This window comes from Pelagihabitans pacificus, from assembly GCF_009371985.2.
Lineage (GTDB): Bacteria > Bacteroidota > Bacteroidia > Flavobacteriales > Flavobacteriaceae > Pelagihabitans > Pelagihabitans pacificus.
In genome coordinates, this window is record NZ_VIKU02000003.1 from 176,650 (window position 1) to 190,356 (window position 13,707).

Here is a 13,707-nt window from a genome sequence, read left to right on the forward strand (position 1 = left end):
CAATATAAACCACCTTTACAAAAGGTCATTTTAACAAATCATCAATCTAAAAACATGAAAAAACAACTGCTCTCCATCAGTGTCGTATTTCTTGGGGCACTATGCCTTACGAACTGCGCACCCGACCCATCCTATGATTTGGCCATTCAAAACGTGCTCTTGTTCGACAGTAGGAACAAAAATGTCATCGCAAACAAAACGGTGTTAATCAGTTCCGACACAATTGCCGCCATTATCGACGCAAGTGGGAATTTCGATGCCCAAACTACCATTACCGGTAACGGTCGGTTGCTCGTCCCCGGATTCATCGATACGCATACCCACCTCATGCAAAATTATGGAAGCAGCAGTGAAACTGCCCCTGAACCGCTTCCACAGGATGATTTGGATTTGATAAGGGATTTGATGACCCACCAGTATCTATCCTACGGGGTTACCACAATTATCGATATGGGACAACCCGAGTCTTGGATGGATGTTACCCTCAACTGGCAAAAAAATCCCGATTCCGACCACCCTAATCTGTTCATTTGCGGAGGATCGATCGTTTCGGATGAAGACCGTAGGCAACCCCAGCACCATATTGAGGTGATGGGCCCCGAGGATGGTCGCAGGAAAGTGCGCACCTATGCCGAAATGGGGCTCAAGCATATGAAATTGTATCGCAAACTGCAAAAACAGGATATGGAAGCCATGGTCGATGAAGCCAAAAAATATGGGATTACTATCAACACCCATACGGACAATAACGTGGTCACCATTCAAGAGGCCATGAATATGGGTATTAAAAATTTCGAACATTTCTTTACCGTGACCCCGAGCATTCTCGACTATGATGAACATTGGACCAAAATGAACGAAGAGTACGGTATCCGCATGTCTCCCAGCATCGATGAGTTTGCCGCCCATATGGTATATTTCTTCGGATATATCAACGACCACCCGCAATTTGAGGCACGTCTCAAGGCTTTGTTCGAGCATATGGCCCAAGAAGGTGCCACCTTGAGTACGGCGGTAAATGTGCTCGCCTCTGCAGCCGGTAAAACGGATTTCTTTACTTCCTTCGAATATTTTCCCATTCGAAGAAAACCAATGGTTTCCTATTCCACCACACAAAAGGAACAGTTGGAAAAAGCCTTTGACCACATGATGGGGTACCTAAAAATGGCACATGATAAAGGAGTAAGACTACGTATTGGAACGGATTGTCGCTTCGGAGGGAAATCATTGCTCCGAGAGCTGGAATTATTTTACAAAGCAGGTATTCCCATGACCGATATTTTACAGATCGCCACCTGGAATGGCTATGAGGCCATGAAACTGGAAGATCGATACGGGTCGATTGAAGTGGGCAAGAAAGCGGATGTAGTACTTTTTGACAAAAACCCTTTTGAAGACTTTGAGAACCTGAAATCTGAAAAGATCATCATCAAGGGAGGAAAGCTTTTGGACTATAAAAAATCCCTCGCCTACGACTTACGAGATCTAATGATCGATGAGGGCATCGATGTCGCAAAAGACTGGTTCAACCGGAATAAAAACAATGGGGCCTATGGCGAAATGGACCCCGCGGAGCTGAAAAATGTCATCAGTGAATTGCTGGGTACCGGAAGAATGGAGGAAGCACTAGCAGTGGTCAAAATACGTTCCGAATACTTTCCGGACGTCCCCATGAAGGTAGACGGTATCGGTTTGGTAAATGGCACCTACGCCCTTTTAAGAAACAACGATGTTTCGAAGGCAATCGCTCATTATGAATTCTCTCAAAAACACTTTCCGGAAGCCCGGACCACCCTTCCTTTGGCCCTGAGGATAGCGACTCTACAAGATGGCGTAAAGGCCGGCCAGAAACGTTTTTCGGATTTGAGGGGGAATAAAAGATATACGCTGGAGGAAGCGGAGATGAACGGAGTGGGATACCTTTTAATGCAATTGGATAGGCTAGAGGAAGCCATTGGTGTTTTTGAACTCAACGTTTCGGCTTTTCCAGACTCGTGGAATGTATACGACAGTTTGGGATAAGCCTTCCTGGCAGCTGGAAATAGGACGCTCGCCATTAAAAATTATCAAAAGTCGGTAGAGCTAAATCCTGAAAATCAATATGGTATCGCGGCGTTGAGGAAATTGGGAGTTCACTAAACTTTCCATGCACCTGTGCAAGGGCTTCGTTATGTTACCCATAAAGGTTGTTGAGCTTCCATCTACGGTGGCTCCATAACCAAAGAAAAGGAAACTGTTTGATCGTTTTTTCCAATGTTTTGGAAAAACCATTGATAGGGTCGCTCTGATCATTAGCGCGTTGTGAATTGTGAAAATGCTTGAATTCCAACTCATAGCGCCCCCTTCCGGTTTTGGTCAAATAGGGAAAAAGGAATACCGCATTTGTCCTGGCTCCAATCTTGTCCGGTCCAGTCAGGAATGCGGTACGCATTCCAAAAAAATCCTGCCAAGACTTTTCTTCGTTCAGCCGCGGACTTTGATCCGCTATAAGACAATATAGGACCGCTTTACCACGTTTCATTTGAGTTAAAACCAGACGATAGCCGTCTTTCGCTTTTGTACATTGCACCCCAAAACGTTGTCGAACCAATAGGAACAAATCGTTGAAGTAATTGTTCTGAAGGGGCTTGTAAAATGTATGCATTGAATGTTTTATGTACAACGGCATGCAAACCAACCACTCCCAATTACCCAGATGGGCGGCATAGACCAGTACATTTTGCCTATTTTCCAAATACGTCCCAGGCACCTCGGGATTCTTCACCACGAAACGTCGTTCCATACTTTGTTCGGAGATAGTCAATGTCTTGACCGCTTCGAAACCCAAATCGCAGAAATGTCGGTAAAAAGCGTGTTCGATCTTTTGGATTTCATCCAAGTCTTTATCGGGAAAAGCCGCGACTAAATTTGAACGCACAACTTTTTTACGGTACCCGATACCGTAGTACACCACTAAAAAAAGTACGTCTGAAAATCGATACAGGAGCCACATCGGCAAAACGGACATCAGATAGAAGGGAAAAAAACGAAGTACGGTACCCAATTTCTTCATCAGCTCATGTAAAAAGACCCTTACAAGAACGTCGAAATTACTTTTCTTGACAAAAAACATCAAACCTTTGATTGTTATATTATCGTTAAAATACTTTCATACGGCCACTTGATCATATGGCTAGGATTCCCTATTTTTGAAGGGCCCCCAAACCGGTATCCTGTGAATATATCCAGACCCTTGAAACGACGAACCTTTGTAAAACAAGCCGCGCTGGCACTTTCCGCCACCTTGTTAAATATACCCCAGTTTGCCATGATTCGAAGAAAAAAATATCCTATGGGCCTACAACTGTTTACCGTTCGGGATGCCATGGCCAAAGATCCGGCAGCTACTTTGAGGCAAGTAAAGGACTTGGGCTACGATGATTTGGAAATTTACGGCTATGATGCCGAAAAGAATTCGTATTACGGCTACAAGGCTTCCGATTTTAAGGAGCTACTCAATGACCTGGGATTGACCGTTTCAAGTGGCCACTACGCTTTTTCCGACTATTTCGATAAATCCTCCGATGAGCTCAAACGATATGTAGACCAATGTGTTGAGGGTGCCAGCACGCTTGGCACATCGTACATTACATGGCCGTGGTTGGCACCGGAATACCGAAGCCTTGAAAGCTATAAGGTACTGGCGGAAAAACTGAATGTGATAGGGGAGCGTGTCCATAAAGCGGGGCTTGGTTTTGCCTATCACAACCACGACTTTGAATTTGCAGAACATGAAGAAGGACAGATAGGGTATGACATTATTTTGAGGGAAACCGACCCATTACTCGTAAAACTGCAAATGGACCTTTATTGGGTAATGCATTCTTCAAAAAAGAGCCCGGCAGCATGGATCGCCGAGCAACCGGGGCGCTATGTCATGTGGCATATAAAGGATATGGACACGTTGACCCGGGATTACACGGAATTGGGGAACGGATCGATTGACTATGTGGATATCCTATCAAACATTAATATGGACGCCCTGGAATATTACTATCTGGAACAAGGTGGCAATTTCGCCCATAGTTCGATGCAAAGTATTTCGGATAGTGCCGCTTACTTCAAACAACATTTACGACGTTTCCTGTAATCGGATTCTGAGGGCTCTTTACCGATGTCGGTATATGTGTCTTCTCGTTATCAAATCGGTATTGCACTAAAAAAATATTCTTTTGTGCTCATTTTTAAAGAGGGAATAAAATAGTTTTACGGCAGGTATGCGAGCAGGGAATGACTATAAAGAGCTGAATTCTTCATGGCAAGTCCGTTACAATTCCGGGTAAAAACGGTACCCTTGTGAGTAGATTTTTGTTAGTTAAGAACCATAGGTCGTTATCAGCATAACGGCCTTGGTTTTTTAAAGTTGTGACTACGGTTTCGGGGAATGGTCATCGTCGCTATTTCCGTGAATACCAAATCCCGGTTTAAGAATACCTATGCAATTAATAAGATTTAAGCTTTTTCTGGCATATGGGTCAATAATCTTACAATACGCATTAAATGGCTGTTGAATTAAAACGCATCTTTCCGTAAAATTTTAATTATGGAAAAAGTACTTGTTGCAGGCGCTACAGGAAAAACCGGCAGGAAGGTGGTTCAACTCCTAAAAACCTCCCAATATTTTAGACCTGTTGCCATGGTTAGGAAAGAATCCCAGAAAGCACAGTTTGAAAAAGAACAGATTGATACGGTTTTAGGGGATCTTAAGGAAGATGTTGCCCATACAGTCCAAGATATCGATAAAGTGGTCTTCGCCGCCGGCTCAGGAGGAAAAGAGGTCGTGGCGGTTGACCAAGAAGGGGCCAAAAAGCTCATCGATGCCTCAAAAAAAGAAGGAATCAAGAAATTTGTGATGCTAAGTTCTATGGGAGCGGGAGCGCCGCAAAAAGCAACGGAATTACAGGAATATCTGGAAGCTAAACACAAGGCTGATGAACACTTAAGGGAAAGCGAATTACGTTATGCCATCGTACGCCCAGGACCCCTGACCAACGAAAAAAGTACAGGAAAAATTAAGTTGGGCCAACGGTTGGGCCAAGACGGCTCCATTTCCCGTGAAGATGTGGCCCAAACATTGGTCAGAGCGTTACACGATGACACCGCTAATGATAAGACCTTCGAGATTTTGGAAGGGGATACCTTGATAGGAAAGGCTATGGACAAGATTTCCAGCTAATATCATCGGAACTTCCAATACACATTTAATTCATAAGGAAAGTAATATGGAACATCAGGTACTTCTTAAAAAAATCGAATTCGTAACACATAATGTGCTACATCTGGTCACGGAGAAACCGGAGGGATATACGTTTGTTCCGGGGCAAGCTACTGAATTGGCCATCGACAAGGAGGGGCTGAGAGAGGAAAAAAGACCCTTTACCTTCACCAGTTTGCCCGAGGATGGGGAATTGGAATTCACTATTAAAGTTTATCTCTCCCACGACGGGGTCACCAAACAGTTATTAAATCTCAAAGTAGGGGATAGGTTGATAATTGGCGATTCCTGGGGTGCCATAGAATATAAGGGAGAGGGGAGTTTTATCGCAGGTGGTGCCGGTATCACACCTTTCATTGCCATTCTGAAAGACTTACATCGAAAGCAGCGGTTGGATGGACATCAACTCTTTTTTGGAAATCAAACCGAAAAGGATATTATCTATAAAGGACTTCTGGAAACCTGGTTGGGCGATAATTTTTACAACATCCTTTCCGATGAGGATAAGGAAGGCTATCCGCATGGACATATCGATAAGAATGTTTTAACACAACACGATTTGGATGTTACCAAGCATGTCTATTTATGCGGTCCACCACCAATGATGGATGCACTGCAGGCAGATTTGTATGCGATGGGCCTATCCAAAAAGCTTTTGGTCGCAGAGGGGCTGGATTAAGATACACGATTAGAATGTTCAAATAAAGATAATCTCATGCGCTACTGTCTATACCGATGCAAACAGGCTTGAGCCCATTGGAAGTAACGATTCATTAAAAGTCCCAATGAACTAGTACGAACAACACTATTGGTCGGTAGCCAAAACAAAAAAATTGTCTGGATGTTTGGTGATTTAATCTAAACCGGTCTTTGCAAGAAAATAGACGCTTAGGGATTCAATATTTTTCATGGCTCTTCGAACGTCGATATGTATTGTTTGTCGATATCTACCCAACGGCATCTAGCACAACTATAAAGTAAAGGTGAGTCCTACCCTGAGATTGGAAGATCGGTCATTTTCGGAATTCGGCAAAAAGCTACTGAAGAAATAATTATAGAGCGCTGAAAGACTCACTACTTGGGTTATAGGTACTTCTGCCTTTAGTTCACATAACACCCGATGATTGGAAATGGTGCGATACAGTGGTTGAAAGTAAACCGTTCCCGTAAAATCGATTCTTGGCTTCTCCAATGCTTGATTAACAGATAGATAACTGCTATTTCTGTGGTTATAAAATTCCTGTCCGGTAGCAGCTATTCTCTCCGTTTCATACATATAGGCATTTCCAAAATAAACCTTGGTTTTTTCCTCGGAGACCAATTTCAAACGCACTCCTGCTCCTATCAGGTTTCGAGAGGTAATAATCAAACGCTCGTTGTTCTGATTCTGCAGAAAAGCTTCCAGACGCCATAAGTCGCTGAGCTTTTGATTATACCTAAAATGGAAAAACCAGGAATTTTGAAAATCCTCGTCCCTGGTTCGGATCAGGTTATAATTTCCTATGAAGAAATAGATTTTTTTTAAATCCTTGGATTTAAGTTGTGTGGTTAGGTTAGAGCCGATTTGCAGGATATAGTTACCGTTGTTATCGGTATAGTTGAAGAGAAGGTCGCTCTTCAGCGTCAAACGGACCGAATCGCGCTGCATCCGTTTGGATTCGATATTGACCAACTGTGCGCGAAGGTGGGACAAACCACCCACCAGGAGGCACAACCAAAACATGACCCTAAGAATCTTCATAACCTGCTCGGTTTAAAAGCACCAAAAATATCCAAAATATGCGATGGATGGAATAGCGGGTAATAATTGGGAGATTTGTCTCGGTATTGTCGCAAGTCTTTCACTTTGGTTGTCTTCCATAAATAAGCACACTATCAATTGAAAAGTTGCAGGACAATCATTTCAAGTATTGTTGTAACTTTTCGATCTTGTTTCAGTCCAATAAGCACAGCTATCAAATTACACACCCACGACAAATATCCCTAGCATGAAAAATACTCTTTTGTTCATGGTCTTTTTCTACCTTTTCACTATTGGCGCCCAAGAAAAAATTACTCCTTTGGAATGGCAAAAAGATTTGCGTTTCCTTCAGCAAACGGTGCATGATGATTATCCCTTTTTGTTTAAAAAGACCCGTGCTACCGAATTTGATGCCGCTATCGATAAATTTTACGCGGCCCTTCCCCAAATGCAAGATCATGAAATAGTGGTAGGCTTTGCAAAGATTATTGCCTTATTCAAATATGGCCACACGAGAATGAGCTTTAGCGAGACGGGTATACCTTACCACCGATTACCGTTAGAAGTATACCTATTTCCCGACGGGCTTTACATTACGGGGGCGCACAACGACTACGCCTCACTGGTCGGTTCAAAGATTACGGCAATCGAGGGGAAATCGACCGAAGAAGTTTTGGAAGCGATTTATCCCGTGGCCCCTGTGGAAAATGAGCAGTTTTTTAAAGCCTATGGTTTGGGATATGTACTCATACCGGAGGTGCTTCACGCCCAAGGGGTGACTACGAGCTTAAAGCAAGGCATCGATTTAAGTCTGGAAAAAGGTGGGGAAGCCATGAATACGATGGTAACAGCTTCGAAAGGCGGGGAAGAATTGCCGCTTCAATACGGAGAGGTAAAACCGGGGTCGGACTGGGTAAGTGTTCGGGACGTATCCAATAGCCCATTGTATCTAAAAGATTTGGACAAAATCTACTATTTTGAATATCTCCCGGACCAGAAAGCCGTATACGTTCGGCACAGCCAAATCCAAGACGAACCTAGTGAGAGGATTCCGGCCTTTTACGAACGTTTGTTCGAGTTCATTGAAAACAAGGAGGTAGAGAAGCTGATATTGGATGTACGGTTGAATGGCGGTGGCAACAATTACAAGAACAAACCCATCGTTACTGGCATCATCGAACACCCAGAAATCAATCGGCCCGGGAAGCTTTTCGTCATCATAGGTCGGCGTACGTTTTCGGCCTGCCAGAATTTGGTGAACGAGTTGGATAACTATACCGAAGCGATATTCGTAGGGGAGCCGACTGGCGAGAATATCAATTTTTACGGGGACAATCGACGGGTAGTGTTGCCCAACTCAAAACTCCCGGTATATCTCTCTTTTGCCTGGTGGCAGGACAAGCCACAGTGGGAAAATGCCGATTACACGTCACCACATCTTCCTGTGGTACCTACTTTTGCCGAATATAGCGGCAACAAGGACCCGGCCCTCGACGCAATTCTCAATCTCAAGGGCGAAGTGTTCATAAGAGACCCGATGGGATATCTGACCCAACTCTTTATGGAAGAAAAATTTGATCTGTTGGCCACCGAAGCCCAACGCATGGTAAACGATCCCATGTATCGGTTTTTTAATTTTGAAACAGAATTTGGCAAAGTTGGTTATCGATTATTGGGTAATGATAACGAAGCCGCCCTGTATGTGTTCCAATTGACGGCCCAACTATTTCCTGAATCCGCCAATGCCTGGTTGGGTCTGGGGCAGGCATATCAAGAAATTGGAAACATCGACAAAGCCAAGGAGAGTTTTCAAAAAACCGTGGAGCTAGATCCCGAAGGGCCACTTGCTAGCAGTGCCATAGCCCTGCTCCAACGATTGACCGAGGAGGATTAGAAATACGATTGTAAACAAAGAAATATACCGACCGTTAAGACCTCCTGTAATTCCACTGGTTATTGCGAAGTGGCAAACTGCCGATTACCGCAATCCGCTCAACGGGCTCAGCTAATTTTTTTCTTAAAACAATACATCTAGCATAAAAACGGGATATCTTTAGATTTTAAAGTATACCCTATAAAAGTCGTTTTGGGTATGTATACAGTATCCCTAAATGCTAGGAAGCTTTGATACAGGAAATCAAATAATGAAAATTTTATTGATTTAATCGCCAGCGATGAGTAAGGAAAAAACTACAGGCCCTTATCAAAATACCTTCTTTTTACTCTTTGTAACGGCCACCTTTGTTTCTAATGTAGGTACTTGGTTGTTTTCTGTTGGTTCTGGGTGGTTGATGACCGAGTTGGATTCGTCGGCCTTTATGGTTTCCCTGGTGCAGACCGCTACCTTGATACCCTTATTTGTACTGGCAATCCCTGCCGGTGCCATCGGTGATATTTACGACCAGAAAAAAATCATCGTCATTACCCAGTCATTATTGATATTGAACACGCTGGTATTTGCCTATATCGTTTATTTGGGAAAGGCATCGGTAACCCTCTTATTGGTTTTCACACTGTTGAACGGGGTAGGAGCCGCATTTTCTCGCCCGATCATGGCTGCTTTGGTTCCTAGGCTAGTGCAGCGGTCCCATTTGCGAACTGCCGTAAATCTTACCGGGATTGCCTATAATTTAAGTAGGGCACTGGGACCTATTTTAGGCGGTACACTCATTACCTTATACGCCTTAGACATGCCTTTCTGGATCGATGGCCTTTCGTTTGGGGCCGTAGTATTGGTCATTTTGTTCTGGAAGAACGATACAAATGACAACGATTTGCCAAAACAAAAACTAACGTGGGCAATGGGGGATTCCATTCGATTTTTAAGATATACCCCGGCATTGTACCACAGCATCCTTAGGGCTGTATTGTTTTTCTTTCCAGCCGCCGCCCTGTGGGCCTTAATGCCCCTAATTGCCAGGGAACAGTTTGCAGGAGGTCCCGACCTGTACGGGTATTTGTTAGGAGCGTCGGGATTCGGTGCCGTTAGCAGTGTGCTATTTTCCAAGGTAGCCTCAAAAACTATCGGAACCAATCGACTCACGGTTTTGGTCTCTTGTATGTTGGGAATATGTCTGTTGTTATTGGGTTTTGTTGCTTCCAAATACGTGGCTTTGGGGATTTGCCTTGTCGCGGGAATTTGTTGGCAATTGGCCTTTACCAATTTAATGACCTCTACCCAATATGCACTGCCCAAATGGTATGGTGCCCGGGGAATGGCGTATTTTCTAATGGCGATGTCGGGCAGTTTGGGAATAGGAAGTGCCCTTTGGGGCGTTTTTTCGGATGAGACCAGCCTTACATATGGATTATATGCCGCTGGTATCTTAAGTATCGTAATTGCCTTCATCGGTACTCGATTCCCGTTGGACCAGGCCAAATCGGGGAACTTTACTGCGGCCACCGATATTCCCGAGCTATCGATTCCCACTGAAGGGGAAAATGAGGGATGGGTGTTGATTCATATCGAATACGCGTTGGGAAAGGTAGATAGGCAAGAAGCCATCAATAAAATTCGAACCCTAAGAAATAAACGCTATCGAAGCGGTGCCATCGACTGGAAGTTGTTCTCGCCCGCCGACCGATCCGATACGTTGATTGAATCCTTTTATGAAGTATCGTTGGAACAATACGAGCGGCACAGGGAACAAATAACACAGTACGATCGTGAGCAAATCGAGGAACTCATCGCCTGGTTCAAAGACCATCAGGGTAGCGTTGATCGAAAACATTACCTCGAAGTATAAGTAATTAGTACTAGGTCTGCAGCACCTGTGAACAACAAAACCAAAGAGACAAAATATGATGACATCCACATGGTTGCCTCGGCTTAAAGTAAACCTAAAACGATACAGTTTTATTAAAAAATTACTCCAATTTCTCCCAATCGTCGTGATAGCGATGTCACTTTACCAGTGTCAAGGACAAACAGAAACCCCCAATAAGACCAAGGAGGGGCCCTACACCTACAAAAATGGGGACCCAAACGGAATCGGTAAATGGTACATGGGGCGTGAGATTGCCCATGTTATGGGTTTTCAAGGAATGGGATGGCTCGACCGACCCGAACGGGAAGCGGAGGAAAACACCGCTACGCTCTTGGAAAATATGGCAATATCACCAACAGATACGATAGCCGATATTGGAGCGGGCTCGGGCTACCATGTGTTGAAAATGTCAAAAATGGCATCCAAAGGGTTGGTCTATGCGGTGGACATCCAGGAAGAAATGTTGGCGGCCCTTCAACAAAAGAAAGAGGAGCGCCGGCAAAAGAACATCCACCTTGTCAAAGGGAGCGAAAAAGACGTGAACCTTCCGTCGAACTCGGTCGACAAGGTTTTGATGGTCGATGTATACCATGAATTCAACTATCCGCTTGAAATGATTTCCTCAATTAAAAAGGCCTTGCGGCCCGATGGGAAAATCTATCTCATCGAATATCGAGGTGAAGACCCCAACGTTCCCATCAAAAAACTTCATAAAATGAGTGAAGCCCAAGCGGTTAGGGAGATGAAGGCGGCCGGCCTTAAATTGGAACGCAATATCGATAATCTCCCTTGGCAACACTGTATGGTATTTGTAAAAGCGGAATAGGCTAAGGAGACCATATCCAAAACATCTTTTCCATAAAGCCTTTTTTTTAACGCGGTTCAATGTATTTTTCCCATTGGAACTTCATAAAAAATGCGAAGCCTCTAATTTTCTATAAAATCCGCTGTACTTATAAATTTAATTTAGTTTTTTTGCCGAATGAATCGGTTGAAAAAAGCATGCGCCGTTTGTACTCCGCTACTGGCCCTGATACTAGGCTTGCCTACTATGGTACAGGCCCAAGACCGTCTTCTCTACCAAGGGCCTTTTGAAATTGACAGGTACAAGGGAGAGGCAAAATACTATTATCTAAAAGTAGGTCAAGACAGCCTACTGGATGGTTCTTTCCAATTGCAACGTTCCAATTTGGAGGCCCTTCTGGAAAAGGAGGACGCCGCCTTCTCGATTACCGGAGCTTTCAATAGGGATATTCCCGAAGGTCCATGGCGCTTCCAATTTGGTGAATTTCAATCGGAAAGTGTATCACAGGTAGTCGATTATCAATATCGGGTGAGCGTCAGCGGTACCCAGCAAGTAGCCGAAGGGCGCATGTCCGATGGTAGGCCCGATGGCCCTTGGAAATACGCTGTGCGGCGCATTAAGGACTCCGAAATCGATACCACCCTTTTTGAAAGTACTATCGAATTTGAAGGTGGTATCCCCCAGCGCAGTTTCCGGATAGGGAACGACAAAAGTACCTTGGTCGGAAGATTGCTTCGAAACGGATTGGCCCATGATGAATGGTCACTTTTTGTCAATGATGAAATGGGTACGGTGGAGAGTTGGGTCTTTGAAAACGGAATTTTACGAACCATTCAAATCGAACAAGAAGGTATTTCTACAACTACCCCGGTTTTTGATACTGCCTATGCAATGATGCAAACAATCCCTTTGGACCAGCGTTACCTTCAATTGTTATCGCTGTACCTAACAAAAGGCAATACTCTTGCTCCCATACAAGGAACCATGTCGCAATTGCTAACGGAAAACGCTCGGTACTACAATAAAATCGATACGATATTCTCCAAGCTCGGAAAGGCATCCTTTTCCCCCGGGTTCAAGGTACAGGTACCTTTATTTCCATTGGATTCCTTGGAAAAAATACAACTGGAGGCTATCAAAAGAAATTTCGGAAAATCAAAAACGGTAAGTAGCGACTTCCTGAACGATACACAACTCAACATTCTAAGACGGTCCGATAAAGAAGCACAATTCCTTTATTTGGTCATACAGGCCCTTTCGCGGGATTTTCTAAATCCTATGGAAAAAGTAGTAAGCTACGGGAAATCCAATCTGCTGGAGTACGTACCGCGCAATGTATTAACCGAAAAGTTGTGGCCCTTGGGAAAACCAGGCACTGATATCAAGGTGAATCAAGGTAGTGAGCCTACAGACTCCCCGGTCATTTTTAAGCTGCCGAATGCGGCTCAATTTGATTTTAACGGCGGCAATCTGGCTTCAATACAAGAACTTTCCCGGTATGCAGCGCAAAGTTTGGATTCGATACAGCGTATTTTAGATCTTAAATTAAGCAGGGAACGGGGTCAGCAAGAGCTTGCCGGATTAGAGGAACAACTGATTACCCAGAGCAACATACTGAAAGAACGCATCGATTCGGCCGGTATCCAATTACCGGGAGCACACACCAAGGCCTTGCTAAATATCAAAAAAGTAGGCGAGTCCGGCCTCAGCGATTATTCAGGCTTAAAGGAAGTCACCGCCAAACTTGAACGCGCCCGGATGTTGGTAAAATGTCTTACGGATTTGAATGGTCTTGCCGAGGCGATCATAGTGCTACAGGGGCAAGAAAAAAAAATACAGGAGACCTATCAAGACCGTATTTGGAATCCGTTTACGGCCACTTTAATGGACGAAGAGGTCAAAAAGCGCATTACGACGGCCTATCGAAACATACTAACACCCTATTTTCTTGAAAGGGTACAAACCGACCTTACCTGCGAAAATGCCCGCGATATAGCGAGCCTCATGGGAAGTACCTATGAAAGGATGTTGGCGCTTAGACAAGAGGAGACCTCCAAGCTTGAACGGAAGCTTCGAAAAGAGAGGGATCCCGAGACGGTTCTTCGATTGTTCAACCTGCCATCGGCCACTAAGGAATAAC

General features: G+C 44.3%; 10 protein-coding genes. 8 read left to right on the forward strand and 2 right to left on the reverse strand.

The features are described 5' to 3' along the window. Positions 1-54: 54 nt before the first annotated feature. Positions 55-2,022: an amidohydrolase family protein gene (locus tag FK220_RS11360; RefSeq protein WP_152574448.1), complete on the forward strand. Its 1,968-nt coding sequence runs from the start codon at positions 55-57 to the stop codon at positions 2,020-2,022. Between the two features lie 151 nt (positions 2,023-2,173). On the opposite strand, the gene FK220_RS11365 is transcribed toward FK220_RS11360, so the two are convergent. Next, the gene (locus tag FK220_RS11365) at positions 2,174-3,112 is read right to left on the reverse strand and encodes a lysophospholipid acyltransferase family protein (protein ID WP_152574449.1); all 939 of its coding nucleotides are present in this window, start codon (positions 3,110-3,112) and stop codon (positions 2,174-2,176) included. Between the two features lie 102 nt (positions 3,113-3,214). Here FK220_RS11365 and FK220_RS11370 point away from each other — a divergent pair, with 102 nt between their 5' ends. The 3 genes from FK220_RS11370 (at position 3,215) to FK220_RS11380 (ending at position 5,933) form a co-directional block, all read left to right on the forward strand. Continuing rightward, positions 3,215-4,129: a sugar phosphate isomerase/epimerase family protein gene (locus FK220_RS11370; RefSeq protein WP_317168330.1), complete on the forward strand. Its 915-nt coding sequence runs from the start codon at positions 3,215-3,217 to the stop codon at positions 4,127-4,129. 453 nt (positions 4,130-4,582) lie between these two features. After that, the gene (locus FK220_RS11375; protein WP_152574450.1) at positions 4,583-5,215 is read left to right on the forward strand and encodes an SDR family oxidoreductase; all 633 of its coding nucleotides are present in this window, start codon (positions 4,583-4,585) and stop codon (positions 5,213-5,215) included. Between the two features lie 46 nt (positions 5,216-5,261). Next, complete coding sequence (locus FK220_RS11380; RefSeq protein ID WP_152574451.1) at positions 5,262-5,933, forward strand: FAD-binding oxidoreductase; 672 nt, start codon at positions 5,262-5,264, stop codon at positions 5,931-5,933. A 291-nt stretch (positions 5,934-6,224) separates the two neighbouring features. Here the strand turns inward: FK220_RS11380 and FK220_RS11385 are convergent, their stop codons facing one another. Further along, entirely contained in the window at positions 6,225-6,995 is a 771-nt protein-coding gene (locus FK220_RS11385; RefSeq protein ID WP_152574452.1) for a DUF481 domain-containing protein, read from the reverse strand. A 247-nt stretch (positions 6,996-7,242) separates the two neighbouring features. Here FK220_RS11385 and FK220_RS11390 point away from each other — a divergent pair, with 247 nt between their 5' ends. The 4 genes from FK220_RS11390 to FK220_RS11405 all read left to right on the forward strand — a co-directional run bounded on the left by FK220_RS11390 (position 7,243) and on the right by FK220_RS11405 (position 13,706). After that, positions 7,243-8,889, forward strand: coding sequence for a tetratricopeptide repeat protein (locus FK220_RS11390; RefSeq protein ID WP_152574453.1), 1,647 nt, complete (start codon positions 7,243-7,245; stop codon positions 8,887-8,889). A 280-nt stretch (positions 8,890-9,169) separates the two neighbouring features. After that, complete coding sequence (locus FK220_RS11395; protein ID WP_152574454.1) at positions 9,170-10,741, forward strand: MFS transporter; 1,572 nt, start codon at positions 9,170-9,172, stop codon at positions 10,739-10,741. Between the two features lie 154 nt (positions 10,742-10,895). Further along, a complete protein-coding gene (locus tag FK220_RS11400; protein WP_152574455.1) occupies positions 10,896-11,588 on the forward strand; it encodes a class I SAM-dependent methyltransferase in 693 nt (230 codons plus the stop codon). A 156-nt stretch (positions 11,589-11,744) separates the two neighbouring features. Continuing rightward, positions 11,745-13,706: a hypothetical protein gene (locus FK220_RS11405; RefSeq protein WP_166204888.1), complete on the forward strand. Its 1,962-nt coding sequence runs from the start codon at positions 11,745-11,747 to the stop codon at positions 13,704-13,706. The last annotated feature ends 1 nt before the right edge of the window (position 13,707 follow it).

Bases quoted from the DNA above. Each gene is read 5' to 3' on its own strand.
- FK220_RS11365 (WP_152574449.1), bottom strand. From the start codon at position 3,112: ATGTTTTTTGTCAAGAAAAGTAATTTCGACGTTCTTGTAAGGGTCTTT.
- FK220_RS11395 (WP_152574454.1), top strand. From the start codon at position 9,170: ATGAGTAAGGAAAAAACTACAGGCCCTTATCAAAATACCTTCTTTTTA.
- FK220_RS11400 (WP_152574455.1), top strand. From the start codon at position 10,896: ATGTCACTTTACCAGTGTCAAGGACAAACAGAAACCCCCAATAAGACC.
- FK220_RS11380 (WP_152574451.1), top strand. From the start codon at position 5,262: ATGGAACATCAGGTACTTCTTAAAAAAATCGAATTCGTAACACATAAT.
- FK220_RS11390 (WP_152574453.1), top strand. From the start codon at position 7,243: ATGAAAAATACTCTTTTGTTCATGGTCTTTTTCTACCTTTTCACTATT.
- FK220_RS11405 (WP_166204888.1), top strand. From the start codon at position 11,745: ATGAATCGGTTGAAAAAAGCATGCGCCGTTTGTACTCCGCTACTGGCC.
- FK220_RS11385 (WP_152574452.1), bottom strand. From the start codon at position 6,995: ATGAAGATTCTTAGGGTCATGTTTTGGTTGTGCCTCCTGGTGGGTGGT.
- FK220_RS11360 (WP_152574448.1), top strand. From the start codon at position 55: ATGAAAAAACAACTGCTCTCCATCAGTGTCGTATTTCTTGGGGCACTA.
- FK220_RS11375 (WP_152574450.1), top strand. From the start codon at position 4,583: ATGGAAAAAGTACTTGTTGCAGGCGCTACAGGAAAAACCGGCAGGAAG.